This window comes from Edaphobacter paludis (assembly GCF_039993895.1).
GTDB lineage: Bacteria > Acidobacteriota > Terriglobia > Terriglobales > Acidobacteriaceae > Edaphobacter > Edaphobacter paludis.
Map to the genome: position 1 here is coordinate 2,063,468 of NZ_CP121194.1, position 24,988 is coordinate 2,088,455.

General features: G+C 55.8%; 33 protein-coding genes. 12 read left to right on the forward strand and 21 right to left on the reverse strand.

Going from position 1 to position 24,988, the window contains the following annotated elements; translation table 11 throughout:
- Positions 1-127: 127 nt before the first annotated feature.
- The 4 genes from P4G45_RS08445 (at position 128) to P4G45_RS08460 (ending at position 3,619) form a co-directional block, all read left to right on the forward strand.
- Entirely contained in the window at positions 128-1,432 is a 1,305-nt protein-coding gene (locus P4G45_RS08445) for a carboxypeptidase regulatory-like domain-containing protein (RefSeq protein ID WP_348266036.1), read from the forward strand.
- Between the two features lie 12 nt (positions 1,433-1,444).
- Positions 1,445-2,296 (forward strand): zinc metalloprotease HtpX, encoded by an 852-nt coding sequence (locus P4G45_RS08450; protein WP_348266037.1) that lies wholly within the window; start codon positions 1,445-1,447, stop codon positions 2,294-2,296.
- 29 nt (positions 2,297-2,325) lie between these two features.
- On the forward strand, positions 2,326-2,814 hold the full coding sequence (locus P4G45_RS08455; protein WP_348266038.1) for a DUF4149 domain-containing protein: 489 nt from the start codon (positions 2,326-2,328) through the stop codon (positions 2,812-2,814).
- Between the two features lie 91 nt (positions 2,815-2,905).
- Positions 2,906-3,619 (forward strand): ZIP family metal transporter, encoded by a 714-nt coding sequence (locus tag P4G45_RS08460; protein ID WP_348266039.1) that lies wholly within the window; start codon positions 2,906-2,908, stop codon positions 3,617-3,619.
- 317 nt (positions 3,620-3,936) lie between these two features.
- Here P4G45_RS08460 and P4G45_RS08465 read toward each other — a convergent pair whose 3' ends face one another.
- Positions 3,937-4,197 (reverse strand): hypothetical protein, encoded by a 261-nt coding sequence (locus tag P4G45_RS08465; RefSeq protein ID WP_348266040.1) that lies wholly within the window; start codon positions 4,195-4,197, stop codon positions 3,937-3,939.
- Positions 4,198-4,408: 211 nt separating this feature from the next.
- Here P4G45_RS08465 and P4G45_RS08470 point away from each other — a divergent pair, with 211 nt between their 5' ends.
- Positions 4,409-4,777, forward strand: a complete 369-nt coding sequence (locus tag P4G45_RS08470) for a VOC family protein (protein ID WP_348266041.1) — start codon at positions 4,409-4,411, stop codon at positions 4,775-4,777.
- Positions 4,778-4,790: 13 nt separating this feature from the next.
- On the opposite strand, the gene P4G45_RS08475 is transcribed toward P4G45_RS08470, so the two are convergent.
- Positions 4,791-5,153: a hypothetical protein gene (locus P4G45_RS08475; RefSeq protein ID WP_348266042.1), complete on the reverse strand. Its 363-nt coding sequence runs from the start codon at positions 5,151-5,153 to the stop codon at positions 4,791-4,793.
- Positions 5,154-5,293: 140 nt separating this feature from the next.
- Between P4G45_RS08475 and pdxT the strand changes: the two genes are divergently transcribed.
- From pdxT to P4G45_RS08490, 3 genes are read left to right on the forward strand one after another with little or no spacing between them, the layout of a single operon-like run.
- On the forward strand, positions 5,294-5,896 hold the full coding sequence (gene pdxT, locus P4G45_RS08480; RefSeq protein WP_348266043.1) for a pyridoxal 5'-phosphate synthase glutaminase subunit PdxT: 603 nt from the start codon (positions 5,294-5,296) through the stop codon (positions 5,894-5,896).
- 53 nt (positions 5,897-5,949) lie between these two features.
- On the forward strand, positions 5,950-6,690 hold the full coding sequence (locus P4G45_RS08485) for a cytochrome b/b6 domain-containing protein (RefSeq protein ID WP_348266044.1): 741 nt from the start codon (positions 5,950-5,952) through the stop codon (positions 6,688-6,690).
- Positions 6,687-7,661 carry a molybdopterin-dependent oxidoreductase gene (locus tag P4G45_RS08490; protein WP_348266045.1) on the forward strand — a complete coding sequence of 325 codons (975 nt, stop codon included), beginning with the start codon at positions 6,687-6,689 and terminating at the stop codon, positions 7,659-7,661. Before P4G45_RS08485 ends, P4G45_RS08490 begins: the two co-directional genes overlap by 4 nt.
- A 54-nt stretch (positions 7,662-7,715) precedes the next feature.
- On the opposite strand, the gene P4G45_RS08495 is transcribed toward P4G45_RS08490, so the two are convergent.
- The 13 genes from P4G45_RS08495 to P4G45_RS08555 form a co-directional block, all read right to left on the reverse strand.
- Positions 7,716-8,870 carry a glutathione-independent formaldehyde dehydrogenase gene (locus P4G45_RS08495; RefSeq protein ID WP_348266046.1) on the reverse strand — a complete coding sequence of 385 codons (1,155 nt, stop codon included), beginning with the start codon at positions 8,868-8,870 and terminating at the stop codon, positions 7,716-7,718.
- A 529-nt stretch (positions 8,871-9,399) separates the two neighbouring features.
- Positions 9,400-10,089: a dienelactone hydrolase family protein gene (locus P4G45_RS08500; protein ID WP_348266047.1), complete on the reverse strand. Its 690-nt coding sequence runs from the start codon at positions 10,087-10,089 to the stop codon at positions 9,400-9,402.
- 48 nt (positions 10,090-10,137) lie between these two features.
- A complete protein-coding gene (locus P4G45_RS08505) occupies positions 10,138-10,371 on the reverse strand; it encodes a hypothetical protein (protein WP_348266048.1) in 234 nt (77 codons plus the stop codon).
- 49 nt (positions 10,372-10,420) lie between these two features.
- Positions 10,421-11,320: a flagellin gene (locus P4G45_RS08510; RefSeq protein WP_348266049.1), complete on the reverse strand. Its 900-nt coding sequence runs from the start codon at positions 11,318-11,320 to the stop codon at positions 10,421-10,423.
- A gap of 53 nt (positions 11,321-11,373) precedes the next feature.
- On the reverse strand, positions 11,374-12,771 hold the full coding sequence (gene flgK / locus P4G45_RS08515) for a flagellar hook-associated protein FlgK (RefSeq protein ID WP_348266050.1): 1,398 nt from the start codon (positions 12,769-12,771) through the stop codon (positions 11,374-11,376).
- Positions 12,759-13,019: a hypothetical protein gene (locus P4G45_RS08520; protein WP_348266051.1), complete on the reverse strand. Its 261-nt coding sequence runs from the start codon at positions 13,017-13,019 to the stop codon at positions 12,759-12,761. The genes flgK and P4G45_RS08520 overlap by 13 nt, the downstream gene beginning before the upstream one ends.
- A gap of 2 nt (positions 13,020-13,021) precedes the next feature.
- A complete protein-coding gene (gene flgM / locus P4G45_RS08525) occupies positions 13,022-13,333 on the reverse strand; it encodes a flagellar biosynthesis anti-sigma factor FlgM (protein ID WP_348266052.1) in 312 nt (103 codons plus the stop codon).
- Positions 13,334-13,372: 39 nt separating this feature from the next.
- Positions 13,373-13,702 carry a hypothetical protein gene (locus P4G45_RS08530; RefSeq protein WP_348266053.1) on the reverse strand — a complete coding sequence of 110 codons (330 nt, stop codon included), beginning with the start codon at positions 13,700-13,702 and terminating at the stop codon, positions 13,373-13,375.
- Positions 13,699-14,868, reverse strand: coding sequence for a flagellar basal body P-ring protein FlgI (locus tag P4G45_RS08535; protein ID WP_348266054.1), 1,170 nt, complete (start codon positions 14,866-14,868; stop codon positions 13,699-13,701). The genes P4G45_RS08530 and P4G45_RS08535 overlap by 4 nt, the downstream gene beginning before the upstream one ends.
- 10 nt (positions 14,869-14,878) lie before the next feature.
- Complete coding sequence (locus P4G45_RS08540; protein WP_348266055.1) at positions 14,879-15,712, reverse strand: flagellar basal body L-ring protein FlgH; 834 nt, start codon at positions 15,710-15,712, stop codon at positions 14,879-14,881.
- A complete protein-coding gene (locus P4G45_RS08545) occupies positions 15,709-16,248 on the reverse strand; it encodes a flagella basal body P-ring formation protein FlgA (RefSeq protein WP_348266056.1) in 540 nt (179 codons plus the stop codon). Before P4G45_RS08545 ends, P4G45_RS08540 begins: the two co-directional genes overlap by 4 nt.
- 7 nt (positions 16,249-16,255) lie before the next feature.
- A complete protein-coding gene (flgG, locus tag P4G45_RS08550) occupies positions 16,256-17,044 on the reverse strand; it encodes a flagellar basal-body rod protein FlgG (RefSeq protein WP_348266057.1) in 789 nt (262 codons plus the stop codon).
- 54 nt (positions 17,045-17,098) lie between these two features.
- Complete coding sequence (locus tag P4G45_RS08555; protein ID WP_348266058.1) at positions 17,099-17,857, reverse strand: flagellar hook basal-body protein; 759 nt, start codon at positions 17,855-17,857, stop codon at positions 17,099-17,101.
- 293 nt (positions 17,858-18,150) lie between these two features.
- Here P4G45_RS08555 and P4G45_RS08560 point away from each other — a divergent pair, with 293 nt between their 5' ends.
- Together P4G45_RS08560 and P4G45_RS08565 are read left to right on the forward strand one after the other, a co-directional pair.
- Positions 18,151-18,507, forward strand: a complete 357-nt coding sequence (locus P4G45_RS08560) for a response regulator (protein ID WP_373694101.1) — start codon at positions 18,151-18,153, stop codon at positions 18,505-18,507.
- Positions 18,508-18,555: 48 nt separating this feature from the next.
- Positions 18,556-19,026: a chemotaxis protein CheX gene (locus P4G45_RS08565; protein ID WP_348266060.1), complete on the forward strand. Its 471-nt coding sequence runs from the start codon at positions 18,556-18,558 to the stop codon at positions 19,024-19,026.
- Between the two features lie 16 nt (positions 19,027-19,042).
- On the opposite strand, the gene P4G45_RS08570 is transcribed toward P4G45_RS08565, so the two are convergent.
- The 4 genes from P4G45_RS08570 to P4G45_RS08585 all read right to left on the reverse strand — a co-directional run bounded on the left by P4G45_RS08570 (position 19,043) and on the right by P4G45_RS08585 (position 21,761).
- On the reverse strand, positions 19,043-19,582 hold the full coding sequence (locus tag P4G45_RS08570) for a YceI family protein (protein WP_348266061.1): 540 nt from the start codon (positions 19,580-19,582) through the stop codon (positions 19,043-19,045).
- A gap of 89 nt (positions 19,583-19,671) precedes the next feature.
- Positions 19,672-20,556, reverse strand: a complete 885-nt coding sequence (locus P4G45_RS08575) for a pirin family protein (RefSeq protein WP_348266062.1) — start codon at positions 20,554-20,556, stop codon at positions 19,672-19,674.
- A gap of 40 nt (positions 20,557-20,596) precedes the next feature.
- Entirely contained in the window at positions 20,597-21,058 is a 462-nt protein-coding gene (locus P4G45_RS08580) for a MarR family transcriptional regulator (protein WP_348266063.1), read from the reverse strand.
- 391 nt (positions 21,059-21,449) lie between these two features.
- The gene (locus P4G45_RS08585) at positions 21,450-21,761 is read right to left on the reverse strand and encodes a hypothetical protein (RefSeq protein ID WP_348266064.1); all 312 of its coding nucleotides are present in this window, start codon (positions 21,759-21,761) and stop codon (positions 21,450-21,452) included.
- Between the two features lie 17 nt (positions 21,762-21,778).
- Between P4G45_RS08585 and P4G45_RS08590 the strand changes: the two genes are divergently transcribed.
- Together P4G45_RS08590 and P4G45_RS17020 are read left to right on the forward strand one after the other, a co-directional pair.
- Positions 21,779-21,940 (forward strand): hypothetical protein, encoded by a 162-nt coding sequence (locus tag P4G45_RS08590; protein ID WP_348266065.1) that lies wholly within the window; start codon positions 21,779-21,781, stop codon positions 21,938-21,940.
- Positions 21,941-22,059: 119 nt separating this feature from the next.
- Positions 22,060-22,506, forward strand: a complete 447-nt coding sequence (locus P4G45_RS17020; protein WP_373695306.1) for a super-infection exclusion protein B — start codon at positions 22,060-22,062, stop codon at positions 22,504-22,506.
- A gap of 8 nt (positions 22,507-22,514) precedes the next feature.
- Here the strand turns inward: P4G45_RS17020 and P4G45_RS08595 are convergent, their stop codons facing one another.
- Complete coding sequence (locus P4G45_RS08595; RefSeq protein ID WP_348266066.1) at positions 22,515-23,426, reverse strand: IS1595 family transposase; 912 nt, start codon at positions 23,424-23,426, stop codon at positions 22,515-22,517.
- 501 nt (positions 23,427-23,927) lie between these two features.
- Positions 23,928-24,971 carry a 6-phosphofructokinase gene (locus tag P4G45_RS08600; RefSeq protein ID WP_348266067.1) on the reverse strand — a complete coding sequence of 348 codons (1,044 nt, stop codon included), beginning with the start codon at positions 24,969-24,971 and terminating at the stop codon, positions 23,928-23,930.
- Between the last annotated feature and the right edge of the window lie 17 nt (positions 24,972-24,988).

A 24,988-nucleotide genomic window follows, 5' to 3' on the forward strand; every position in this document is an offset into this window, starting at 1 on the left:
TACCTGGCAACGGCAAGTATACATAATATGTGTTATCAGACGTAACATGACAGGGCTCGGCTGTAAGTGCTTATCCTCTGTAAGCTCCATCCGGGTCATACCAATGAGTTTGACGTAAACTCAACCTGTGACCTTCTCCACTCGAAACCTGAAACGTGTTGCAGGAATTGCTACGCTGTTTGTCGCAATCTCCGGTTTTGCCGTCGCCGAGTCCATCACCGGCACTGTGATCAACAAGACGACCAACAAGCCCGCCGCCGGCGACGATGTTGTGCTCATCCAGCTTGCCCAGGGGATGCAGGAGGCAGCGCGGACAAAGACCGACTCGCGGGGCCGATTCACGCTGGAGGTTCCCAATGCCGGAATGCATTTGGTGCGGGTGACCCATGACAAGGCAGCCTACTTCCGCCCGGCGCCTCCGGGAACGCAGTCCGTCGAGGTCGAAGTCTACAACGCCGCCGCCAAGGTAGCTGGAGTCACCGGCGAAGCCGACGTCATGCGCGTCCAGACCGATGCGAGCGGCAAAAAACTCGACGTGGTCGAGAACTTCTTCATTAAGAACGACTCCAATCCGCCGCGGACACAGTTCAGCCCGAAGTCCTTCGAGTTCTATCTTCCTGCAGGTGCGATTGTCGAAGGATCGGCAGCGCTTGGCCCGGGGAGTATGCCAGTGAAAGCTTCCCCGATGCCACTGGGAGACCCGAACCACTATGCATTTATCTTTCCCATCCGGCCAGGCGAGACGCGGTTTCAGATTACCTACAGCTTGCCCTACAGTGGAACCTTCAAATTTGCGCCGCGCGTGACCATGCCGACGGACACCGTTGCGATCATGATGCCGAAGAGCATGACCTTCGCGGGCGGCTCTTCTACGTCTTACGCGCCGGTGACCGAAGAGACTACGGCCCAGACATACGTGGCGCGCAATGTAACTCCATCGCAGGCACTTGATTTCACCTTGTCAGGAAGCGGTCAGCTTCCACGGGACACAGAGGCTGCGGCTACTTCGGGAGACTCCGGCCAGCCTGCAGCCGCGCCACAATCCACTGCGGCGGCGGACACGCGCCCTGGTGGCGGTTTGGGAAATCCTATCGACCCGACCGGCAACGACGATCCTTGGGCGAAGTATAAGTGGTGGATTCTGGGCGGCCTGGGATTGGCGATGGCTGCTGGCGCGGGAATCATGCTGAAAGGCAATCCTGCGAAGCCTGCCTACGCTGGAGCTGCGCCGATAGCGCCTGCGGGACCAAACGCTTCCCTTGCGGCACTGAAGGAAGAGTTGTTTGCCCTGGAGGCAGACAAGTTACAGGGGCGCCTGACCGACGCTGAATACGCCGAGCAGAAGTCCGCGCTCGAGGTCGTGCTGCGCCGCGCTCTCCTGCGCAGCGAACCTGGCGGCAGTGCGTCTAAGATTGACGGGCCTGTTCTATAGAGGTACTGACCAATGAATACATTCAAATCGACACTGCTGCTGGTAGTTCTTACACTCTTTCTGCTGTTCGTTGGAGAGCGTATCGGCGGACGAAACGGAATGCTGCTGGCATTCGCGCTGTCGGTGGTGTTCAATTTTGGTACCTATTTCTACTCGGACAAACTGGCGTTGGCCATGTACAGGGCCCAGCCTGTGACCCGCGCCGAGTTGCCACGGGCTTATGAAGTTGTAGAGCGGTTGACGGCAAAGCAGGGTCTACCCATGCCAAAGATTTACGTGCTGCCTACCGAATCACCAAACGCCTTTGCCACAGGGCGAAATCCGCAACATGCATCCGTAGCCGTGACGCATGGCATTCTGGAATTGCTGGATGACGAAGAACTGGAGGGCGTGCTGGCGCATGAACTTGGCCATGTGCGCAACCGGGATATCCTCACCAGCTCCATCGCAGCAACGCTTGCGGGAGCCATTACGATGATCGCCCGCATGGGGTATTGGGCTTCCCTCTTTGGCGGCTATGGAGACCGCGACAGCCGAGAGCGTGGCGGCGGACTCAGCAGTTTATTGATGCTGATTCTTGCGCCCATTGCGGCGACACTGATTCAACTGGCTATCTCGCGCTCGCGGGAGTACGAAGCCGACGCCACGGGAGCGCATCTGACCGGCAATCCGTACGCCCTGGCGCGGGCGCTGCAAAAGCTCGATGCTTATTCGAAGCGGATTCCGATGCAGGCATCTCCGTCGACGGCGCACTTGTTTATCGTCGCACCCTTGCTGGGTAGCGGCGGTTTTGCAAATTTGTTTTCGACGCACCCGCCAATTCCCGAGCGGATTCGGCGATTGATTGGACGGGACTACGCTTAATGATCGAGAAGATACTTAGAGGATTGCGAATGCTGGCGATGGTCGCCTGGGTGGGGGGGCTTATCTTCTTCGCCTTTGTTCTAGCGCCGGTCGCATTTCAAAAGCTGGCGAGTCCGCATGAGGCTGGTCTCGTCGTTGGCGCGACGTTGCGCATCCTGCACGAGATCGGACTGATTGGCGGGTGTGTGTTCTGCGTCTCGACCGGAATTCTGTGGCTGCGCGCCGAGGTTCCGGCACGAGCGGGATTTGCGGTAGAGACTGCGTTGACACTGGTGATGCTGGCCATTACAGCGTACTCGCAATTCAGTATTCTTCCGGCGATGGAACAGGACCGCGTCCTTGCCGGTGGAGAGATCGACGGTGTTGCGATGACGAGTCCGGCGCGCCAGGACTTCGAGCGGCTGCATAGCCGATCCGAACGCCTCGAAGGTTTTGTGCTGTTATGCGGCCTTGGCGTGGTGCTCTTTCTGGCTCGCGAGGCACAGTGGCCTGAGACGGGTAAAATCAAGCTGATATGAAGATTGAAATCTCCGGACAGCCAGTGGGCCCGGCAAAGGATGGCGATGCTGTGCAGCTTCGCCATATTCAGTAGCGATGCCGAGGCTATGGTTGAGTCTAGGGCTCGGATTGGTGGCCGGGCTGGCAGATTACCTTGGCGGGATTCTACTCGTCCGGCGGTCGCCCACCTCTAAGTCGCTACGCTATTTCGTGGCACTTGGCGCGGGCTTTATGCTTGCCGCGGCACTGCTGGAGATGGTGCCGGAGGGCATGGCAGTCAATGCGAAGTGGGCCCCTGCACTGATCCTGATTGGCTACTGTGGAGTGCACCTGCTGGAGCATTCCCTGGTCCCACATTTTCACTTTGGCGAAGAGACCCACAAGCACGAATTTCTTTCGGCGAAGACCAGCTATTCCGTGCTGCTGGGGCTGGCGACGCATACCTTCTTTGATGGCGTTGCTATTGGCTCAGGGTTCGTCGTATCGGAGTGGCTGGGCTGGGTGCTCTTCTTCGCGGTGTTCCTGCATAAGTTGCCTGAAGGATTTACTGTAGCCAGCGTGATGATGGCGGGTGGCCAGGGACGACGCGCAGCACTGAACTCCGCGATGTTTCTTGGCGCTACGACTGTCGTTGGTGTTCTCGTCATCAATCTGGAGCCGTCTCTCGTGCGGGCCGGATTGCCGCTGGCAGCTGGGGTGACGATTTATGTGGCGGCGACCGATCTGGTGCCAGAGGTCAATCATGAACCGGGCATTAAGATGGCTCTGGTCTTCTTTGCCGGAGTTGTGGGGTTTTTTTTGCTGCGCCTGCTAGCCCCGGCCTAATTTGTTTTCTCGATTGGCGTAAACCACAAAATGATTTGTCACATGTGTCAGGCAAGAACCCGCCATTTCCGAAATGCCCTTGATATAGGTTCTACAATACTGACGTCGCGATTCCCTTCCAGGTCCGCTCTACCGTTTGAGAGTGAAGTGAACTCTTTGAATGTTTTGGATGCTATAGGTTGGATGGGAGATGAGGCAATCAAAGTTAATCTGCCAGAAGAGCAGGGCGCCCTTTGCGGGGCGCCCTGCTCTTGCACTTCAGGTGTTAGCGACTATAGCAACCAAGAGTGTGACAATTCTGTCAGCACATCCTGTCTTTAGTGGCGATGATCCTGATCGGAATCGTGGCTCCAGGCATTCTGATACCCAGCGTTATAAGCCTGACGATCCTCATCGTTTTTGTAGTGATGCCTGTGCTTGCGCTGCTTGTTGTGTTGCCGGTCTTGCGCCGCTTCCCGTTGCCCCATCTGATAGGACGAGTTATTCGACCAGTCGCGCTGGTTGTTCTGGTTGTGGTCCTGGCTCTGATAGTGGTTGTCGTGTTCCTGCGCTGAAGCGCTTGCTAATGCAGGCCCCATGCTGAAGGATGCTGCGCATATTGCAAATACAGCTACCCGTGCATACATTTTCAAATTGCTAACCATAAATGATTCCCTCACTCTAGACACAACCATAGGATGTGCATTTGCTTCAGCTAGTGGTCTTGAGAAAACTGATTTGCATTAATATCCCGTTTTGTCGAATAGCCCCGCGACAAAACTCATCCGTACCGGCACTAAAATATTCTCTATGTCAGATATCCGGATTGCCAGCATCGCACCCATTCTTCCGAGCCACAATCTCCGGCGCTCCATGGATTACTACCATCTCCTCGGCTTCTCCTGCACGCCCTATCAGGATGGAGACGGCTACGCGTTCCTCACTCGCGACGGCCTTGAGATTCACCTCCGCAAGGCACCAGACCTCATTGAGCGCCACAACCCCTGCGGTGTCTACTTCTATCTCGACTCAGGCACGACAGCCACCCTTGAAGCCGAGTTCCGCGCCGCCGGGGTCGAAATCCTCTCCCCGCTCGAACCCCGCGAGTGGAAGATGAACGAGTTCATGGTCAGCGATCCCGATGGCAACCTTCTTCGCTTCGGCGAAAAGCTCGCCTAAGCGTAAGCAGCAGCTAATACTGCGTGGCTAGAACTGCGACCGGCAGAACCACAATCGTCTTCCCCTGCCAATACCCCACGATTCCCCGCGCTCTTACCTTCGCATCCCTCTCGATCTCTTCATCGTCGCGATGCTCAGTAAAAAACCTCTCTGCTCCGGCCCCAGTCGCAAAGACGATGAAGTCGTCCGGATGCCGCGCAACATCCCGGCGAAGACTCTCGCGCATCGTCCTCGCATCATCGGTTCGATTCGCCGTGATAATCTTTCCGGCCGCCTCGGGCTCTGGATTCGCCCGAGGCGTTACCGTACCCCAGGCATGCAAACCCGTGAGCAGCGTCAACGCTCCCAACCACACTCCAACCCCAGCAACTCGCATTCCTTTGATATATCGCGCCGCCCTTCACCCCGGTATTCCCCGAATGGTGTAGCGCGGTTGCCTTATCCGTCACTATTTCCTTTAACCATCGTCGCAGCACCGGCAGGACACCAAACCTCTCAGATAAGATTGAATCAACCATGCCCAAAGACATCATCATCGGCGTCCTTGCGCTACAGGGGGCCTTCGAAGCCCACGCCAGAGCCCTCGAGTCGCTCGGCGTAACGGCAAAGCTCATCCGCAACCCATCCGAGCTCAAAGAACTCGACGGCCTTATCATCCCGGGCGGCGAGTCCACTACCTTTCTCAAGTTCCTCGAGCGCGATGGCTTCCTCGTTGCTTTGCAATCCTTCGTAGAAACCACTCCCACTTTCGGCACCTGCGCCGGAGCCATTCTGCTGGCGAAGCGTGTAGAAAATCCCTCGCAAAAATCCCTGGCTGTTCTCGACATCACCGTCGAGCGCAACGCCTACGGCCGCCAGATCGACTCCACCATCCTCAACGCTCCTACCAAACTCGAAGGCGGCCCGCTGGAGATGGTCTTCATCCGCGCGCCGCGCATCACCCGAGCTGAGCCAACGGTTGAAATACTCGCCGAACGTGACGGCTTTCCCGTCCTCGTCCGCCAAGGGCATCTGCTGGCCGCCACCTTCCACCCTGAGCTAAGCGCCGACACACGAGTCCACCAACTCTTCCTGAGTCTGGTTAGAGAACATGTCTCAGCCGAGGTTCGACACTCTTAATCCGTTCGTGCCCCGCTAGGGCTACCTTTAAGGGGATCAATTCAGAGGCATACATGACGACTCAATCTGAACCCGCTTTGCAGATCAGAAGGAAGCACCCACTGGCCATCCGCTGGATGCACTGGGTCAACTTCCCACTGCTCTTCACGATGATCTGGAGCGGCATTCTTATCTACTGGGCCGATTCCGTTCCCTATATCGGCCACTGGAACCGGGTCTATCGCGTCGGCATCGGTTCGCATACGCTCTTCCGGTTTTTTCCGAACTGGTTTTACTCCGCGCTCCATGTGCCGTGGAAGCTCACCACCGGCCTCGGCTATCACTTCCTCTTCATGTGGCTCTTCGCCCTCAATGGCATTGCTTACATCGCCTACCTCACCTTCAGCGGCGCATGGCGAGATCTCCTTCCCACGCGCCATGCGCTGCGAGATGCCTGGTACATCTTCCTGTACGACCTCCACCTGCGTAAAGAAGCACCGCTCCACCACAAGTACAACGCAGCTCAACGCATCGCTTATACGATCGTCATACTCATGGGCGCGGCAAGCTGTGTGACCGGACTCGCCATCTGGAAGCCCACCAGCCTCCACTGGATCACGACTCTCTGCGGAGGTTACGAGACCGCCCGCTGGCTGCACTTCTGGCTCACCATGGGCTTCGTGGCATTTTTCCTCATCCATGTCTCGCAGGTCGTGCTCGCCGGCTGGAACAACTTCCGCAGCATGGTCGGCGGCGACGAGCTCGTCACCCTCGATGTTCCTGCTCCTGGCCGAAAGGAGGAGCCACTCGCATGACTAACCCTTATAGCGACTCTCAATCCCAGGCAGATCTCAACGAAGAGCTGCGCCGTTCCATGGCCCGCAAAACCCGCCGCAGCTTTCTCATCGGAGGCGCCGCAACAGCAGCCACCATCGCCGCCTACGAATGGCTCTCCCATGCCAAACAGATCGACATGCTCGAATCTCCGCTTCGCCGTGCAGAGCAGTTCAACGCGGCCGTCTCCCGCGCCCTCTTTCGCGAGAAGCCTCTCGCGCCTACCTATCCCATCGGCCGCTCCACCGAACTCCGCCTGAACGGCATCATCGGCCTCGACCCGCACATGATCCTCGACTCCTGGCGTCTTCAGGTCGTCGGCCTCGCCCATCCCGAGAAATATAAGCAGTACATCGAAGACGTCGACCTCTGGGATTACCGGTCCACCGACAGCCCGCAGGACGCCCCGCTGCCACCCGAACAGCCCGATTCCAAGCTCAAGCCGGGAACGCGCGTCGATGTCGATCAGACCAACGATCAGAGCATTCCCAAGGCCCCCTCCAGCGATACAACCCGCACACCCGGCATCGTCCTTTCGCTCCAGGATCTGCGCACCTTGCCCTTCACTGAGCAAGTTACCCAGTTCAAGTGCGTTGAAGGCTGGAGCCAGATCACCAGCTTCGCGGGCGCATGTTTCGCCGATTTTCTTAAGGCCTATCCGCCCCAGCTAAATCCCGACGGGACACTGCCCGCTTACGTCAACATGGAAACAGCAGACGGCGCTTACTCCGCAAGCCACGATATTGCGACTCTGCTGCACCCGCAGACGCTGCTCTGCTACCAGATGAACGGCAAACCGCTCAACTCTGATCACGGCGCGCCTCTCCGTCTGGCAATGCCGATCAAATACGGTTATAAGCAGATCAAACAGATCGCAAAAATCACCTACACCAACCAGCGCCCCGTTGACTTCTGGGAGACCCAGGGCTACGACTGGTACGCCGGTCTATAAGAAGCTTATGGTGGCCGTCAACGCATAGGCGGCCACCATGAGTCCCGCAGAAGATCAGGCGTTCGGATGCAAGATCACCTTTGTCCATCCAGCGTCGCGATTGTCGAAATGCTTGTATGCATTGGGTGCGTCTTCAAGTGGCAACTCGTGAGAGATAATTCTCGACGGGTCGGCCCTGTCGTGATGGATAAGATCGCAGAGGCGTCGGTTATATGCCTTCACATTACATTGCCCTGTTCCCATCTTCTGTCCTTTGAACCAGAACTTACCGAAATCAAATGCAATCTGGCCCTTCTTCGCCAACTTGTCCTCAGCGCCCGGGTCCTTCGGGACGAAGACGCCAATTACGCCAATTGATCCCGTTGCTTTGACACTATCCACGAGCGAGTTCATGACAAGATTGGGGACCTCTTTGCCCTTGGCATTGTGACATTGATAGCCAATACACTCCGACCCGCAATCCGCGCCTAGTCCATTTGTAAGTTCGCGAATCTGATCGCCAATATCTCCGTCCTTGGTGTTTATGGTGGTTGCGCCAATCTGTTCCGCAAGCTCGAGACGGTCGGCCTGGCCATCGACAACGAAGACCTGGCTGGCTCCCTGAATGCGTGCGGACATAGCGGCCATCAGACCAACCGGTCCAGCACCGTAGATAAGGATCGATTCTCCCGGCTTGAGATTCGCCAAACGAGTGGCGTGCCAGCCTGTAGGAAATATGTCGGAGAGCATTACATAATCTCTCTCCTTTTCGTCAGCATCTTCAGGTAGCCGCAGACAGTTGAAGTCGGCATAAGGGACGCGAAGAAACTGTGCCTGTCCGCCGGAGTAAGGGCCCATTCCCGCAAATCCATACGCCGCTCCTGCCATGCCCGGCATCACCGAAGGATCTGCGCACGTCAGGCAATATCCCGTCAGGCCGCGCTCGCAGTTGGCGCAAAAACCGCAGCCGATATTGAATGGAAGGACAACTTTATCGCCCTTCTTGACGATATCCACGGCCTTGCCCACCTCGACCACCTCGCCGAGATTTTCGTGGCCCAGGATCTTTCCCTTCTCGACATCCGTCCGCCCTTCGTACATGTGCAGATCGGAGCCGCAGATGTTGGTAGTAGTGAGTTTGATGACGACATCAGTCAGCTTTTCAAGCTTGGCATCGGGAACAGTATCGACAGAAACCTTCTTGGGGCCGTGGTAAACAAGTGCTTTCATGGCATTTCCTTTTCTCAGCTCAGGAGGGCTGACGTTGTTAGAATGCGACTTGGAATCTCCAGAAGACGTGAGATTGCCGACAACGTTGTTGCATTCCGAATCGTTCCTGGGGTGGGCCACTCAGCGCACGAGCGGCAAAAGCAAAAAGCTTTGAAGAACTCTTAGCGAGCAAGAGGTCGAGGCCGGACGTTCAGGCACTGGCAGATAGGATGCGCCAACATCTGCAGGGTTGGCCTGCTTAAAAGAGGAATAGCTCGTTTACGCTGTCACCATTGAGCGAAGAGAAAAACCCCTATTTTGTATTTGCTTATTTCCAGGAGGTCGATCGACGCTTCCAAAATATAGCGGAAGGGCCTTTTCCGTAGCAAGTTCGGTTCACTCAATGTCAAGAAACGTCATCTCCACCGAAGCCGCAGCTTGTGCCGCCGCAGTGGAGAAACCAAGTATTTTTAGTTCCTGCTCGTGTTACGCTCTTACCCTCTTAAGGGAATTGGCACTTGCACCCCAAGTTCCACAATGAAAACAGACTCTAAGCGACATGTGTCTTCAAGAAATCCAGCGTTCTCTTCCGGGCCAGCACGGCCGACTTCGGATTATATGAATTGGGATCGACATCGCGATTGAATCCATGGCCCGCGCCGTCGTAAACGAAGACCTCAACCTCTGGATGCGCCGCGCGCACCGCCTCAATCTGGTCAGATCCGATATGACTATCCGCGCTGCCAATATGCAGCATCACCGGACAGCTCGGCTCTTCTTTTGCAAACTGCCCAATTCCACCAGGATAGTACCCCACGCAGCACGAAGGCTGCATCTTCAGGGTCTCGCCTCGCGTCGCTGTCAACCAGCTCATCAGCCCACCAAAACAAAATCCGAGAACACCAATTCCCTTGCCTGTTGTCTTTGCCACTTCATAGGCTGCGGCAATATCCAACAGAGCGGTGTCGTGTCTCAACTTCTTCCAAAGCTCGCCCGCCTTCTTGGCATCCTCGCCTTCATACTTCAGCTCAACCCCGCGCTCGTACCGGTCAAACAGCGCAGGCGCCACGACAACAAACCCATCCCTGGCATATCCGTCGGCAACGCTGCGTATATGCGCGTTGACGCCGAATATCTCCTGCACGAGCACCAGCGCACCGATTGCTTCCCCCGACGGGCGCGCCACGTACGCGCTCAGTTCATGCCCATCGGCTGCTTCCAACTTCAGCCACTCACTCATAGGATCTCCCTCCAGCCGGTAACATGGCTCTCTGAAATAGATGCAAAATCATTGCTTGCCGTCCACAGCGCTCTCTGAATATGCCTTGATCTCTCCCGTCCAGCGAAGAAACCGCAGCAACTGCTTCTTCTCTTTCCAGAAAAGATTCCAGAAATCCCTCGCTCGAACCGTATCCGCCCGCTGCCCCGAATAGGTCTCCAATCGCCAGCGCAGGTAAGGACTGCGCCACGGTCGTAGCCTGTCGCCTCGCGTAGCGTTCCAGAAAAATCTAATCGCACCCATAAATGTCCGCCTCAGTAAGTATAAAGAAGCAGAAGTAAAACGCAGATACTCATTGAATGTAGTCGAACAGATTTGTCTTTTGTAATGCAGTCATCACGCTCATCAAAGCCTGATTCTGCACCTCGGCAGCGCTCAACTGGGTAGCCACCGAAGCCGGATCCGCAGACACCAGATTCCCCTGCTGCACTTTCATCTGGCTCTCCTCCGTCTGCGCATAGGTGCTGGTCGCCTGCAACCTGCTCAGCGAACCATCGAGCAGACTACGCTGCGCGGACACCTGGCCAAGCGCAGCCGACAACGCTCCAGTATCGGCAGTAGTGCTAGAGCTCGCCGGAGCACCCGAAAAATCGGCGATCAGTTGATTCAGTGCTCCAAAGACGCCCGACGCGCCCGAACCAAAGACGGCCGATCCCGGAAGGTTCGTCTGTATCTTCTGACCGCTCGGGGTCTCGACAGAGTTCAGAATCGTATCGCCCACATAGCTGGTTGTAGCGGGAGTCGTAGAGGTATCCAGAGTAAATGGCTTCAACGATCCCTGGCTGCCGGCAAACAGCGACTGCCCTAGGTAGCTCGTATTGGCAAGCGACAAGACCTGGTCGCGAATGCCGGTCAACTGCTGCTGGATGCTGGCGATATTGGCCGAGTTGAGGGTCCCATTGCTCCCCGACACCGCCAGCGACAAGGCTGAAGTGAGTTGGCTGACCACCTCGCCCAGCGTGGAGTCCGAGACCTGCATCATCGACTGCGTTCCCGATGCCGTCTGCACAAAAGTGTCGTCTTTGGAGATAGCGCTGGCCATCAACGTACTCTCAGCCACAGCCGCCGGATCATTCTGCAAGGAGGTGACCCGCAGTCCGCTCGATAGCTCGTTGGTGAGCGTAGCTTCGAGGCTGCTCGACTGGTTCAACACGCCGGCGAGATTGCTGACAAAATTTGGATCCACTCTCATGCGCCCCTCCTGATCGGAGCTAACTGAAAACGTAAATATGTGAACCTGCGACTCTAAGTAACCGTAGTCTCCACGCCCAGATTGAGTGCGCTCGCCATAAGCGAATTGACAATGGAGAACACCTTAGCTGCCGCCTCATAGGAACGCTGATACTGCGTCAGGTTCGAAGCCTCTTCATCGAGCGAAACTCCAGAGAGCGAATTCCTTTGGCTTGTAAGCTGCGTCAGAGTGGCTTGCTGAGCAGCATTGTCCGTCGTTGCCCCAGCCGTATCGTTGCCAATGCCGCCAAGAAACGACGCCAGAAAACCAGTTGCTGTCTGGCCTGCTACAGCATTCGCCGTCGCGAGGTCCGCCATCGCAACCGCATTTCCATTACCCGAGGATCCCTGTCCAGTCTCCGCCGCCGCAATTGCCTTCGGATCGCTCGTCGCCACCTGAATCGAGGTCGCCGCACCGGCAGCGCTTGCTGGAAGGCTGAAGATTGCCGCACCGAGATTACCATTGCCATCGGTGCCTAGCGCATTCTGCGCGTTCACCGCAGTTCCAATCCCATAGGCGAGATTGTCCAGTGCACTTGCATACGTCGGCAACTCCTGGTCCCTAGCTTGCAGAACACCGCCAAGTTGTCCACCGCTAAGGCCCGAGGTCACATCCACTCCTCCGGCTACAACATCGGTCTTTCCCGCTACCGACGTCGTACTCAGAGCAAAGGATTGGCTTCCGCTGACTAAAGCCGCGCCATTCGCAGTCGTCAGCGTAATGCCGTTCGATTCGGTCGTGATCTGGTTGAGACCGACATATTGGGACAACTGAGTGATCGCCAACTGCCGCTGGTCTTCCAGCGCGCCAGCATCCCCAGTGGGGCTAGCGCTGGCAATCTGCTGATTGAGCGAAGCAATTGTCTTCGTCAGCGCATTGACTTGGCCAACCACCGTGCCGACCTGTTGATCGAGGCCCGTGCCGACCTGCGCAAGCTGGTTCGCGGCAGAATTGAAAACCGAGGTAAGGTTATTCGCCGCTGTCAGCACGCTCTGGCGCGTCGAAGCATCAGACGGATTTCCCTCCAGCGTCGAGAGCGAATTGAAGAAGCCATCCACCGCCGAACCAAGTGCCGTCGAACTCGCAGACGTGCTCGTCGAGCTCAGTCCAAAGATGTTCTGGACCTGCTGCAGCGCAGATTCGAGCGCTCCACTCTGCGACTGGGTCTGCGTCTGCTGCTGGACCCGCTGCTCAAGAATGCGGTCCCGCTGCGATACCGCGGTCGACGTGATCCCAGTGCCGTAGCTCGTCCCGCTCAAGGTCACAGCATCCGTCGGCTGCCAGTTGACCACCTCCCGCGTATAACCCGGAGTGTTCTGGTTCCCTACGTTATTCGCAGTGATATTCAGTGCATTCTGGTCAGCCATCAAGGCCTGCCCGGCAAGATCCATCAGCGAAGTCAGTGTTCCCATAGGTCTCTCGTATTTCTTCCGTACAGACGTTGGAGTGCGTTGAGATTAGATTCACTGTGCTGCAAGACCAGTTCGAGCACACGCTTCTTTCTCAGGATGGAACCGATACTGGCTTGATCTGCAATCAGCGCGGATTGAGTCAGAATCGTCAATCGCTCTTCCACAGCTTTAAGAGCGTCAAAATCCAAGAGGGCAAGCGCATGTATCGTCTCGTCCAGAGCATCCTCTAACGCCTGTTTGATGGCCATATCTACTTCAGCAGAGAATCAATCATCTTACCCGCCACATCGGACGAAGAAACGTTATATGTCCCCGAAGCGATGGCCTGCTGCAGGGCACCCACTTTCTCCATCCTCACGTCGGAGCCCTCGAGTGCATGGGCGATCATCCCCCCAGCCGAACTCAGATTAGTATGGTCCGCCTGCTCCGCTGGAGAAGTTGCTGTCTTATGCTGCTTCGAGGCGTTTACCGATTCCGTTGCCTGGGATGCCGGCTGTGTCGTTGCAGGTGTGACCGAACTAAGCACCTGCTGCAGGTTCCCGATTCCGTTTGTGTAGCTCATGTACTCCTCCGTATGCTTCAATCTATCGGCGTGACCTCACTAAACTTTAGTACCGTGCTGGGCTTTTTTCACGTCTCGCTGGTGCTCCTGCGTAACCTGCCGAATCACTTGACGAGCGATGCCAAGCCCTCCTCCCTTCGAGATCGCCGTCGCCACTGCTTCCGTTCCAAAGCTGCTGATGGTGTCCATCGAGCTGTCGCTGCTCTTATCGCCATCGCCTCCCCAGCTATCCTCTCCGGAGCGCATCGGCTTCAGCATCTCCTGCAGCATCATCGATTCGAACTGCTGGGCAGCATTGACTAACTTGTGATTCTTCGCCCCATCCGTTGCAGTCGGAGCAGCACTTGCAATCGCCGATTCGATCTTCATAGCACCTCAATCTCCGCTTCCAATGCACCCGCACTCTTCATCGCCTGAAGTATCGAGATCACATCCCGCGCTGAAGCTCCAATCGTCTGCAAGCTGCGGACGAGGTCGTCAACGGTGGCCCCCTGCTTCAACTCGATGCGGCTAACCGGTTTGTCTCGCGCGCTGACCTGCGTCTGTTGCACTACCTGGGTCGAGCCTGTCGCAGAAAAGGCGTTCGGCTGCGAGACCTCGAACTGGCTCACTACATTGATAGCCAGCCCACCGTGCAAAATAGACACCGGTTGTAGCACTACGGTTCCGCCGATCACAACTGTTCCTGTCCGCTCATTGACCACAACCTTCGCTCGCGGAAACACCGGGACTTCTACCGACTCGACCTGTGACAGGAACTCCGGAATATCCTCTCCGTGTACGACCGAAAGCTCGATATCCCTGCTGTCGAGCGCATGAGCGGCTGGCCTGCCAAGTTCATGATTGATCGCCTGCGACACTGCCTCTGCTGTCCGAAAGTCCGCATCGTTCAATAGCAGGGAGAACTTACTTCTTCCCTCCAGTTCAAGCGGTACGCCCTGCTCCACCATCGCGCCAAATGGCACTCGTGCCGTATTCGGATGGTTGTACTGCTTCGTATTTCCATTCACGCTGACCGAGTAGCCGCCTACCACCAGCGGCCCTTGCGCCTGCGCATAGATCTTTCCATCCGCTCCATAGAGCGGAGTCATCAAAAGAAGCCCCCCTTCAAGGCTTCTCGCATCTCCCGCCGAAGAGACCGTCACATCCAGCTTGGTGCCGGGCCGCGCAAACGGTGGCAGCGTCGCCGCCACAAATACTGCCGCAAGGTTCTGCACCCGGATCGAAGCCGCCGGAACGCTGACGCCCATGCGTAGCAAAGTCGCAGCCAGCGTCTGCGTCGGAAACGTCGTCTGCTGGCTGTCGCCTGTGCCCTGTAGCCCAACCACGATGCCATAACCAACCAGTTGATTGTCACGGATGCCCTCAATCGAGGCGATATCCTTTACCCGCGCCTCTCGTTGCGCCGGTGCTGCTGTGTCGGCCGCGAATCCGGGAAGCGTCAGCGTTAATACGCCAAACAGCAACCATCCACGACGGGTAAACCTTCTTACCCATATTGCCCGTGCGTTCCATCCATTTATCCCTGCGAGCATGTTGTATCCACTAAAAGATCAATATCTGTTGCAGAAGCCGGACGAGCACATTCTGGCGGTGGGTATAGTCGTTGATGATTCCCTTCCCGCGAACCTCAAGTTCAAGGCTTGAAATAGCAGTCGAAAGCACCTGGTTTTGTTGTGAAATATCCTCAGGCCGCACCAGCCCATGGAGGACAATCGTCTGCGTCTGTTGACTGAACTCGACCTGCCTGGCCGCTTCAATCACAAGAATTCCGTTCGGGAGCACAGCCATCACCTGTCCGCCGAATACCGTGCTCAGTCTCGAATTGGTCGCGCTCGCTCCCTGAGCATTGAGCCCCGCTGCTGCATTCTGATTGATTAAGTTCTGAAGAGCATTCCCCGCATGAAGCGTACCGATCAAGCCGGAGATGCCGGAGTTCGCATTCGAAGCGCGCGAATTCTTCACCGTTCCATCGGTTGAAGCCGCAAGGTTCTCCTCTACCACCACCGAGATCAGATCGTGTGGTCGCATGGCGCGAACATCCGTGTTCATCCGCGTGAGCCGTCCACTGTCGGTCCAGATCGATCCCGGCACAGGCTGCACGTTGGAATTGGCGGCGCGCACCCGCTCTAAATAAGAGTCCAGCGACGTCTCCGCAACATTGGGCTGCGGTGCCACTGCTTTCTTAATCGCATGGACCTGCGCATGCAAGGAAGAGGCAGCCATCAACAAAAGTAACGTGCCTATCACCCCGGCAACCAAGGGCCCCATCCCGCCGTTCTGCGGCTGCCGCGGTGTAGCTGTCGTTGCAGGCAGCGTCTCAGCAGCGGGCCACTTGCCTGTCTTCACGCCCAGCCCAGCCTCCGCAAAGTTCATCATGGCTGCATCTCCACATCTGCCCGCCCGCGGACGACACCGCTCAATTGTTCTTCTATCGATTGATTGCTCCCGGGCCGACGCAACAGGCGCACACGAATCGTCTCGCCCACGCTGCCGCTCTGCTCCGCAACGCCGGCGACTTCAATACGCAACAGATCCTCCTGCCGCCACAGCTGCACCATGTCACCTGCGCGAACCACCGGCGTGTGATCCTCTCGAACCTGCACGCTCAATCTATGCTCGGCATGGTTCGCGTCGCCAGTGCGAAGTAAGATCCCAGGCCGCTCCGGATGTGCACAGCTCACAATCGTCGCCCAGCTTTGCCTCATCACCGGGTCCCAGCGAACGCTCGCCACTCGATAGCCCTTGCCCTCGGGCAGCGGCGAAAGCGAAGATCCTGCTCCCGCCGACCTGGCAGCCGCCGCAGGCGTTCCCGCGCAATTGGCCGCCACAGCAAATGAGGCTGTTCCCAGCAAGCTCAACACTGCAATCCCGCACCATAAAATCCTTCGACGCAGATTGAATATATTTTCCATGGCAACCCTACCGGATCATGCCGTTGATCTGCGAATACATATCGTCGGCCACATGCACGACCTTCGAGTTGCTCTCATACGCGCGCTGCGCCAGAATCATCTGCACAAACTCCGCCACCACATCGACGTTCGAGTTTTCGAGGCCACCCTGTTCCAGAGTTCCCATGCCGGTCGTCCCGCCCGGCACGTCGGTAATTGCATTTCCAGAGGAGTCCGTCGGAGTCAGCAAATTCCCACCAATGGAATTCAGTCCGCCGGGGTTCACGAATGTCGCCAGCTGAATCGTCCCCAACTGCGCCGCCGCCGTCTGTCCCGGAATCGTCGCCGTCACAATTCCATACTGAGAGATGGTGAGGTTGGTCGCATTCGATGGAATCGTAATCGCCGGCAACACCGTATCTCCATCGGAGGTCACCATGGTCCCCTGATTATTCCTATGGAAGCTTCCGGCCCGGGTATATGCAATCGTTCCATCCGGCCGCGACACCTGAAAAAAACCGCTGCCCTGAATCGCCAGATCCAGCGTGTTGCCCGTCGCGTTGAAGTCTCCCTGCGTCATGATGACCTCGCTCGCTGCGGACTTTGTTCCCAGCCCAATCTGCAAGCCCGCCGAATTCGTCTGCGGGCTCTCTGCTGATCCAGGCACGATCACGTTCTGGTAGATCATGTCCTGAAACTGCAGCCGCCGTTCACGGAATCCCGCAGTCGCAGAGTTGGCAAGATTGTTTGCCACTGTATCCAAATTTGCCTGTTGCGCGCTCATGCCGCTCGCTGCTGTATATAACGCTCGAATCATCTCCCGCTCCCATCACTCAAGTTTGATCGGGCCCGCGAGCGCCCAATGGCTATCTCAGACTCGCGGCAGATCTTCCGCCGCAACCTTATCGAAACTGTTATCGAAGACGCTCAGCGCCTTCTGCATCATCTCTGCCTGCCGCTGCACCAGTACCATCTGCATCGTGCCGTGAATTGCATCTTCATTCGATCCCTCGATCGCACCCTGAACCAGCGCTGCTTTTCCCGCAATCGGCTTCGCTCCATCTGCCGAAAAGCGATTGGTTCCTTCAGCCGCAAGTGCCGATCTGTCGCTGAAGTCGAAGATCCCCACCTGCGCGACAATCGCGCTCCCATTCGCGGTCGCAACCGAGATGTTTCCATCTGGCCCCACATGCACCGTTCCGCTCGGAATCGTGATGCTCTTCTGATTGATATCAAGCACGGGCTCTCCGGCGCTTGTCTCCAGCACCCCGGTAGCGGACCGCATGAACGAACCATCACGCGTGTAGCGAACCCCGTTGGCCGTCTGGATCGCGAAAAATCCCTGTCCCTGCAATGCGAAGTTCAGAGGATCGCCTGTCGTCGTAAGTTGTCCCTGCCCCATGTCCAACAAGTTGCCGCCCAGAATGCCAAAGCCATTGACGGATTGACCAACCTGCGACGCATCCGGCGAAGTGTCCTGGTCGATGCCACCCGCCAGCACGCCGCTGAAGTAGTCCCGCTGCGCGCGAAAGCCCGTCGTTCCGGCGTTCGCCAGATTATTGGCTGCGGTATCAAGTGCCTGCGTCCGCGCCAGCAACCCCGTATATGCCGCATATAAGCCGCTATCCATGCCCGTGCTGATGCAGGTCAATGGCCGAAGTACGAGATGGCAGGGTTAGAAAAACTTAAGAAGGTGACATGCGTAAAGGAGCTTCCGATCAATTCCCGGCTTGAAAGGGCTGGGCTTCAACCATGCTGCAATTAGCTCCTATATAAACGGGCTTTAGTCTCCTGAGGTAATGTTAGGGAGAAATCAAACCATCGCCTCAAGCATCCACCACGTCGGCCGATACAGAGTACAGATCGAGATGTACTTACCGGAGGGGCAGGTTGCGAGCATTAATTATTGACGATTCAGCAGTGATGAGAAAGGTGATCGAACGGGCACTGCGCCAGGCCGGACTCGAACTCACCGAAGTGTTGCAGGCGTCGAACGGAGAAGAGGCTCTGCAGGCCCTGCGCGACGAGAGCGGCAAGCCCAACTCGCTGGCTTTGATCCTCAGCGATATTAATATGCCGGTCATGGACGGCCTGCAGTTTCTTGAACAGCGCCGTGACGAGAGACTCGCGCCGGGCGTTCCTGTCGTCATGATCACGACCGAAGGAAGTGAGCCGTTGGTTCTGCGAGCCATCTCCGCAGGGGCACAGGGCTATATCTGCAAGCCCTTCACCGCGGAGCAAGTAAAGGCGCGCGTCGTGCCATTGCTGCCAGCAGCCTAACGTCACGCATTGCGACTGGAACCAATTTCTAAAATCTAAAGAGGACACATGTTGGCAACCGGAAACCCCACCCCGCAGAACGAAATGGTCAACCGTCTCGACTCGGCCGTCTCCGAGGTCTTCGAGATGATGCTTGAACGAAGCTGCGACCCCATGGATGGAGACGTCCACATCGTCGACGGCAGAATTGTAGCCCGCATTCAATTCACCGGCGCTGTCTCCGGCGAGTGCATCCTGTACGCCAGCCCCGCTACCGCCGCCGTCACCGCCGAAGCTCTGCTCGGAACCGCATCCTCCGAGCCCTGCGATCCCATGGTCGATGACGCCATTGGCGAGCTATGCAACATGATCGCCGGCGGGTGGAAGAGCAAGCTCGAACATCCACAAGCGGGATGTTTGATCTCCGTTCCCGCCGTGACCCGCGAAGGTCTCGTTGCCCTGGAAGGAAAGTTTGGCACAAAATTCAGCCGCACCTACTCCTTCCAGGGCAACATCTTCGGCATTGTTCTCGCCTTTTAGAAAGCAGACAACGTCTTTATGCGCTCTTTTGCTTCACCAGTTCAAGATCAAGCTCGATCTTGACATCATCACCCAGCATGACGCCGCCCGTCTCGAGCATCGCATTCCAGGTCAGCCCAAAATCGCTGCGCTTGATCTTCGTCGAACCCGAAGCGCCGATCCTCAAGTTGCCCCAGGGATCTTTCGCTTCGTCCGACGGGCCTTCGACCTTCAGCACTACTTCTTTTGTCACTCCCAGAATCGTAAGGCCGCCGGTCACCTTCAACTCTCCGTCGCCCGCCGATTCCACCTTGTTGCTTTTGAAAGCGATAGACGGATACTTCTCGGCGTGAAAAAACTCCGCGCTCTTCACATGGGCGTCGCGATTCTCATCGCGCGTGTTCAGCGAGTGGACATCGATCTCCGCCTGAATGCTGGTATTCGCAAGATTCTCCGGATCGTAAACCACCGTGCCTTTGACGCTCTTGAAGTCGCCGCGCACATTCGAAATCATGAGGTGGCGGATCGTAAATTGCGCACTCGAGTGCGCAGGGTCTATTTCATAAACAGTCTTCATTGATCTTTCTCCTTGGTTGAATTGCCTGAATTAACTTTCTTGTTGTCTGATCTAAGCTCAGTCTGTTGCATCTCGGTGAAAAGGCTGCTTTATGCAAGCTGCCCCATCTTTCCCGCCTTGTAGTCCTCCATCGCTTGCACCAACTCTTCGCGCGTGTTCATCACGAACGGTCCATAGCTGGCAACTGGCTCGGCAATCGGTTCCCCGCTCAGCACCAGCAGCGTGGAATCCTCTTTCGCTTCAATCCCGACGCCAACTCCCGAGGCACTCAACACCGCAATCCGGGCTTCGCCCATCAGCGAGTGCGGGCCGCCCTGATGCTCATGGATCGAAACATCTCCCTTTCTCAACACAACCGCGGCTTGATGTCCCTCCGTCAAAGGAATCTCAATCCTCTCTCCCGACTTCAGCACCACGTCGAACACATTGATCGGCGTAACCGTGCGCGCAGCGCCCTTGATTCCATTCCACTCCCCGGCAATCACACGCGCATGTCCGCCAGTCTCAAACTTCACAACCGGAATCTGCTCCTTCGTAATTGCCTGGTAGCGAGGCTTCGACATCTTCTCCGCTTTCGGCAAGTTCACCCAGAGCTGGACCATCTCGAAAACGCCGCCCTTGCGAGCGAACTCCTTCTCATGCATCTCTTCATGCACTACGCCCGAAGCCGCCGTCATCCACTGCACATCGCCCGGATAGATCACCCCCGAGTTCCCCGCCGAGTCGCGATGTTCAACCGAGCCCTGATATGCAATCGTGACCGTCTCGAAACCGCGGTGCGGATGCTGCCCCACACCCGGAGTCTTGCTCGACGCCTTGAACTCGGTCGGCCCCGCATAATCGAGCATCAGGAACGGATTGACCTCTGCTTCCAGGCCATTCGATGGAAACAGGTTTCGCACCGGAAAGCCGTCCCCAACCCAGTGGTTCGACCCCGCGCCATAAGTGCCCAATACCTTTTTCTGTTCTGTCATGGTTTGCTCCTTCTCTCGTACTTCAACGCCAACATCGGTTTCAAAACTTCTCCTCTGCCGCTCGCCCCAATCGACGCAGCGCCTTAATCAAAGCCGCCCGCTCTTCAACTGGAAATTCCGAAACGGCATTCTCCATTGCCTCCCGATGGTCGGCAAATACCCTCTCGATCAACTCCCTGCCGGTCTCCGTCAGGTGAATAATCCACGATCGTCGATCCTCTGGGTCATCCTGCCGAGTCACCAAGCCCTTCGCCTCCAGCCTGTCGACCGCCGCCGTCATGGACCCGCTGGTCAAGAGCACCTTGGCTCCGATCTGCTTCACGCTCAGTGGTCCTCGATGGAGCAGCGCCTCCAGAACACCGAAGTCGCTTTGCCCTATACCGAATCCACGAATGTTCCGCAGAGCGTGGGCCTCCACCGAACGCGCCGCCTTCGATAGCACCAGCCATAGATGAACTCCGCTGAGGTCTGGCTCTTTCTCGTGTTTTGTCGGATTGTTCATGTCTTGAAGTATAGATGCTTGATATCAAGATAAAGATTCAAAGCAAGAATTCTGCCTACCTCGATATCGGTAATTCTTTACCATCTCGCAGCCGACCCCTCCCTGAAACCCTTGACACCTCGGCTACAATTAAATCAGAGAGAAAACAGGAGACCCGGCAAACCGCCGGGTCTTTTCCTTTAACCGGTCCAGACCAAATCCGGACTTAAGTACTTTCTTTCTAAGACTTTGAGACTTAAGGTAATGATTGTATGTTTCACGTAGGATGAGTCAAACACACTAAAATCATTGAGAATAGCTAGCTTGACACAACAATAAAATCCCACCCCAACCAAAGGATTTATTGTGTCAACTCCTCCCTTCGGCACCATCGAACGCCTTTATGTGGACATTATTCCTGCCAACGGGCGCTGGCCTGCGTGTTCGGTAGCTGCATGGAATCATCCACAAATATCAAATCAGCCCGTTCGACAATTGTTCCTTCGTTACATTTACGACCATTCGCGTCCAGATTCTCGCAAAGACCTGGAGATAACAGTCCGAGTTCTGGCTCGTCTGCACTACGCAAATCTTCTAGTGTCGCGTCGGTTTTTAACCAGATATGACCGAGTTGGACGGGCAATCCACAACGGTTGCAGGGTATGCCGAAACTATATTTATGACGTTTTTCTGTGTTTACATCGGGCTGGACTGATTCGCTCATACGCGGAAGAATAACGCATGGAAGACGAAACTCTCTACGATAAAGACAAGTTTGAGAAGGTATTAAGGCGAATGATCGAGATGAAGCCGATACCGTTCAAAGATGCCGTTGCCAAACCAAAACTGAAGAAGGATGGAACGCTTAGAAAGCCCAATTCTGTCCAGAAAATGGACAAATAGCCTCCCTGTTCCTGGGTTACTCTTGGTGGATGCCACCACCTGTTGATTTGATCGGTACGGTAAGCGCGATAGTCGAATGGGCTAAGGCCCCTGTTAAAACTATGCTGATTCTGTGTGTCATGTGCGCTTTGGCCTTATTCCTACCCGCATCACGGAGCCAAACATTCATCACCTCGCATGACCTTTGGTTCTGGGGAGGATTGTTCTTTACAGGGTTGTATCTCCTATTCACCGGAATTCACGAGATCGGAAAGAAAGTTGCGATCCCTCTACAGCAGCGGTGCAAGGAAAAGCGCATGAAGTTCGTTTTGGTTAATCTTCCAGATGACGAGTTTCAAGTTGTACTGCAATACGTCAAGGGAAACAAAACGTCTGTGGACTTTGTAAGCGGTCGGGCGGACGGAACGCTATTGGATCTTGTAACCAAAGGCGTTCTTACACGAGGAATTGGTTATGAGAGCGGTTATGCCATTGTGACTTCTTACGAAATAACATCGGAAGCTAATAAATGTGTTCGCGAATCGGACATCCGTCAAGCTTTTCTAAATCGGGGGATGTTGAAGTAAGAAAAGTATCAAAAGATTAGGTCTTTGTAAGGCAACGGTTTTCTTTTAGCCATGTTCTCTAGCGTCATCTGGAATAGACAAGGCTGCAAACCACGTCGGTTATAGCGCCAGCAAAACTCACCTAAATAGCGGTCTAGGTGATCTTTGGACAATTGGTGATAGTTGCCGACAATCCCACGCTTGAATAGCGAAAATGCATTCTCTACGGTCTGAGTCGAAGTCCAGTTTTTATCTCTGAGTTCGCGGTGATGGTTGCCAGCTTTGTGTTGTTCCTTCGGAAACATACCCCTGAACTTGAGTGCTCCATCTGTCACGACTTGTTCGGTGTCTTTGTTCAGATTTTCGCTAACGACGGTACGCACGTGACGAGAATGACCAGACTTCACGGTTTGTAAATGAATGCGGCCATCACGTTCTGCAATGCCCACTACGATAGTTTTTGAGTTTTTGGCCGCTTTTACACCCGTTCCACGTTTGCGACCGCCAACATACATCTCGTCAATCTCGACCGTGACAGATTCGCCACCTAATTTCGTTCCCTTATCTTCCTGCATGGCTTCGCGGATTCTGTGGCACAAATGCCAAGCCGTCTTATAGGAAATTCCAAGATGACGCTGCACCTGGCTTGCTGAAATGCCCTTCTTTCCTTCAGTCATCAGACAGATAGCCATAAACCATTTCTGAAGTGGGAGATGCGAATCGTGAAAGATGGTGTTTGCTGTGGGGCTGAAGTGCAAACCACACTCCGCGCACTCAAACTTGCGGTATACCTTGCCAGTTTTGCCTTTGGTTTCGATCAGATAGCACTTGTCGTGGTCGCAAGCTATGCACCGTACACCATTCGGCCAACGCTGCTTAATCCAAAACGCTAAGGCGAGTTCTTCAGTAGGAAACGACTTGGCTAGAGAGAAGAGATTCATGACTTCAAACCTTTCGCGGTTCCAGTTATCGGAAGAAAAGATATCGACATTCGAACCGCTGCTAAGTCGTTTAGAGCCGCTGGAGTATATTCCGCAGCGAGTGCTGGACGATCTCCCTCCCGAATTGCACCTCTACGTATTAAAGCTCCTTCGAGAGCGTCAACTTTCACCGTTAGTACCTGAATGATTTGCACCATGTCATTCAAAACTTGCTTTTCTGCCTGAGTCATAGCATTGCCTCAAAACTACAAACCCTTTATAGGCTCAGACTCACCCTACGTCAAGCATATAATCATTCTTAAGGTACAGGAGGGGTATACCTCGCAAGTCGAACGGTGGAACGGGATGCATGGGGAGCTTCTGTCTTGAAAGGGGTCCAAGGGGGCTCAGCCCCGATGGCAAATTCAGGAACCAATCAGGCGTTCCCAAAAACGACAGAAAAGCCCCACGTCCGATTTCGGGAGGTGAGGCTTTCGACGTGACGCTACGCAAGTCTGGAAGTTAGACAGCACTCTTCAATGGCTGCAGGCTCTTTACGACGTCCAGCAGGTCTTGCCCAACCGTACGGGTCTTGGCAATCGCATCGGCAATCGCAATGTCCGAGATCTGGGTTCCGCGCAGCACCACCAGACGGCCGAACTTGCCTGCATGGACGAGATCAATCGCTGCAACACCATATCGTGTCGCCAGCATCCGGTCATAAGCGGTAGGTGTACCGCCCCGCTGGGTATGACCCAGGTTCACGCTGCGCGTCTCGTAGCCAGTACGCTTCTCAATCTCTTCGGCGAGCGCCTGACCGATGCCGCTCAAACGCGGATGGCCAAAGGAGTCAAGCGATGTGTCATGGGTAGCAAGTGGTCCTTCAGGAAACTTTGCGCCTTCGGCTACAACCACAATCGAGAACTTCTTCCCATGCTCACGACGGTACTTAATCAACCGGCAGGTTTCGTCGATATCGATTGGTACCTCGGGCACTAGAATTACGTCCGCGCCGCCGGCGATTCCGGAGGTCACGGCGATCCAACCAGCATCGCGCCCCATGACTTCGCAGACGAGCACGCGGTTGTGCGACTCGGCGGTCGAGTGCAGGCGGTCCACCGCCTCCGTAGCAATCATCACAGCAGTATCGAAACCGAAACAGGCGTCAGTACCACTAAGGTCATTGTCAATCGTCTTGGGAACGCCGACGCAATTGACGCCGCGCTCGCCGAGTGCCAACGTAATGGACTGGGTATCATCGCCACCAAGAGCGATCAGGGCGTCCAGCTTATTCCGCTTGATCGTCTCCATGCACTTCTCGAAGCCGCCTTCGACCTTCTTCACGTTGGTGCGCGAAGAGCGCAGGATCGTCCCACCCTTTTGCAGAATTCCGGAGGTCGTCTCCAGTGTCAGCGGCATTGTCACATCGTCGATAACCCCACGCCAGCCTTCCATGAAGCCGATGAACTCATCGCCATGGTGCTGAATTCCCTTGCGCACTGCAGCGCGAATCACGGCGTTCAATCCAGGACAATCTCCACCGCCAGTCAACATTCCAATCCGCATCAACCATTCTCCTTAGT

What these genes read in the sequence shown, in the direction of transcription:
- P4G45_RS08595 (WP_348266066.1), bottom strand. Translation starts at nt 23,426, where the DNA reads ATGAATCTCTTCTCTCTAGCCAAGTCGTTTCCTACTGAAGAACTCGCC.
- P4G45_RS08495 (WP_348266046.1), bottom strand. Translation starts at nt 8,870, where the DNA reads ATGAAAGCACTTGTTTACCACGGCCCCAAGAAGGTTTCTGTCGATACT.
- P4G45_RS08520 (WP_348266051.1), bottom strand. Translation starts at nt 13,019, where the DNA reads ATGGCCATCAAACAGGCGTTAGAGGATGCTCTGGACGAGACGATACAT.
- P4G45_RS08580 (WP_348266063.1), bottom strand. Translation starts at nt 21,058, where the DNA reads ATGAACAATCCGACAAAACACGAGAAAGAGCCAGACCTCAGCGGAGTT.
- flgK (WP_348266050.1), bottom strand. Translation starts at nt 12,771, where the DNA reads ATGGGAACACTGACTTCGCTGATGGATCTTGCCGGGCAGGCCTTGATG.
- P4G45_RS08545 (WP_348266056.1), bottom strand. Translation starts at nt 16,248, where the DNA reads ATGGAAAATATATTCAATCTGCGTCGAAGGATTTTATGGTGCGGGATT.
- P4G45_RS08585 (WP_348266064.1), bottom strand. Translation starts at nt 21,761, where the DNA reads ATGAGCGAATCAGTCCAGCCCGATGTAAACACAGAAAAACGTCATAAA.
- P4G45_RS08540 (WP_348266055.1), bottom strand. Translation starts at nt 15,712, where the DNA reads ATGATGAACTTTGCGGAGGCTGGGCTGGGCGTGAAGACAGGCAAGTGG.
- P4G45_RS17020 (WP_373695306.1), top strand. Translation starts at nt 22,060, where the DNA reads ATGTGCGCTTTGGCCTTATTCCTACCCGCATCACGGAGCCAAACATTC.
- flgG (WP_348266057.1), bottom strand. Translation starts at nt 17,044, where the DNA reads ATGATTCGAGCGTTATATACAGCAGCGAGCGGCATGAGCGCGCAACAG.
- P4G45_RS08560 (WP_373694101.1), top strand. Translation starts at nt 18,151, where the DNA reads ATGAGAAAGGTGATCGAACGGGCACTGCGCCAGGCCGGACTCGAACTC.
- P4G45_RS08530 (WP_348266053.1), bottom strand. Translation starts at nt 13,702, where the DNA reads ATGAAGATCGAATCGGCGATTGCAAGTGCTGCTCCGACTGCAACGGAT.
- P4G45_RS08500 (WP_348266047.1), bottom strand. Translation starts at nt 10,089, where the DNA reads ATGAGTGAGTGGCTGAAGTTGGAAGCAGCCGATGGGCATGAACTGAGC.
- P4G45_RS08505 (WP_348266048.1), bottom strand. Translation starts at nt 10,371, where the DNA reads ATGGGTGCGATTAGATTTTTCTGGAACGCTACGCGAGGCGACAGGCTA.
- P4G45_RS08570 (WP_348266061.1), bottom strand. Translation starts at nt 19,582, where the DNA reads ATGAAGACTGTTTATGAAATAGACCCTGCGCACTCGAGTGCGCAATTT.
- P4G45_RS08535 (WP_348266054.1), bottom strand. Translation starts at nt 14,868, where the DNA reads ATGCTCGCAGGGATAAATGGATGGAACGCACGGGCAATATGGGTAAGA.
- P4G45_RS08510 (WP_348266049.1), bottom strand. Translation starts at nt 11,320, where the DNA reads ATGAGAGTGGATCCAAATTTTGTCAGCAATCTCGCCGGCGTGTTGAAC.
- P4G45_RS08565 (WP_348266060.1), top strand. Translation starts at nt 18,556, where the DNA reads ATGTTGGCAACCGGAAACCCCACCCCGCAGAACGAAATGGTCAACCGT.
- P4G45_RS08450 (WP_348266037.1), top strand. Translation starts at nt 1,445, where the DNA reads ATGAATACATTCAAATCGACACTGCTGCTGGTAGTTCTTACACTCTTT.
- P4G45_RS08465 (WP_348266040.1), bottom strand. Translation starts at nt 4,197, where the DNA reads ATGGGGCCTGCATTAGCAAGCGCTTCAGCGCAGGAACACGACAACCAC.
- pdxT (WP_348266043.1), top strand. Translation starts at nt 5,294, where the DNA reads ATGCCCAAAGACATCATCATCGGCGTCCTTGCGCTACAGGGGGCCTTC.
- P4G45_RS08475 (WP_348266042.1), bottom strand. Translation starts at nt 5,153, where the DNA reads ATGCGAGTTGCTGGGGTTGGAGTGTGGTTGGGAGCGTTGACGCTGCTC.
- P4G45_RS08470 (WP_348266041.1), top strand. Translation starts at nt 4,409, where the DNA reads ATGTCAGATATCCGGATTGCCAGCATCGCACCCATTCTTCCGAGCCAC.
- P4G45_RS08555 (WP_348266058.1), bottom strand. Translation starts at nt 17,857, where the DNA reads ATGGATAGCGGCTTATATGCGGCATATACGGGGTTGCTGGCGCGGACG.
- P4G45_RS08490 (WP_348266045.1), top strand. Translation starts at nt 6,687, where the DNA reads ATGACTAACCCTTATAGCGACTCTCAATCCCAGGCAGATCTCAACGAA.
- P4G45_RS08600 (WP_348266067.1), bottom strand. Translation starts at nt 24,971, where the DNA reads ATGCGGATTGGAATGTTGACTGGCGGTGGAGATTGTCCTGGATTGAAC.
- P4G45_RS08575 (WP_348266062.1), bottom strand. Translation starts at nt 20,556, where the DNA reads ATGACAGAACAGAAAAAGGTATTGGGCACTTATGGCGCGGGGTCGAAC.
- P4G45_RS08590 (WP_348266065.1), top strand. Translation starts at nt 21,779, where the DNA reads ATGGAAGACGAAACTCTCTACGATAAAGACAAGTTTGAGAAGGTATTA.
- P4G45_RS08455 (WP_348266038.1), top strand. Translation starts at nt 2,326, where the DNA reads ATGCTGGCGATGGTCGCCTGGGTGGGGGGGCTTATCTTCTTCGCCTTT.
- P4G45_RS08485 (WP_348266044.1), top strand. Translation starts at nt 5,950, where the DNA reads ATGACGACTCAATCTGAACCCGCTTTGCAGATCAGAAGGAAGCACCCA.
- flgM (WP_348266052.1), bottom strand. Translation starts at nt 13,333, where the DNA reads ATGAGCTACACAAACGGAATCGGGAACCTGCAGCAGGTGCTTAGTTCG.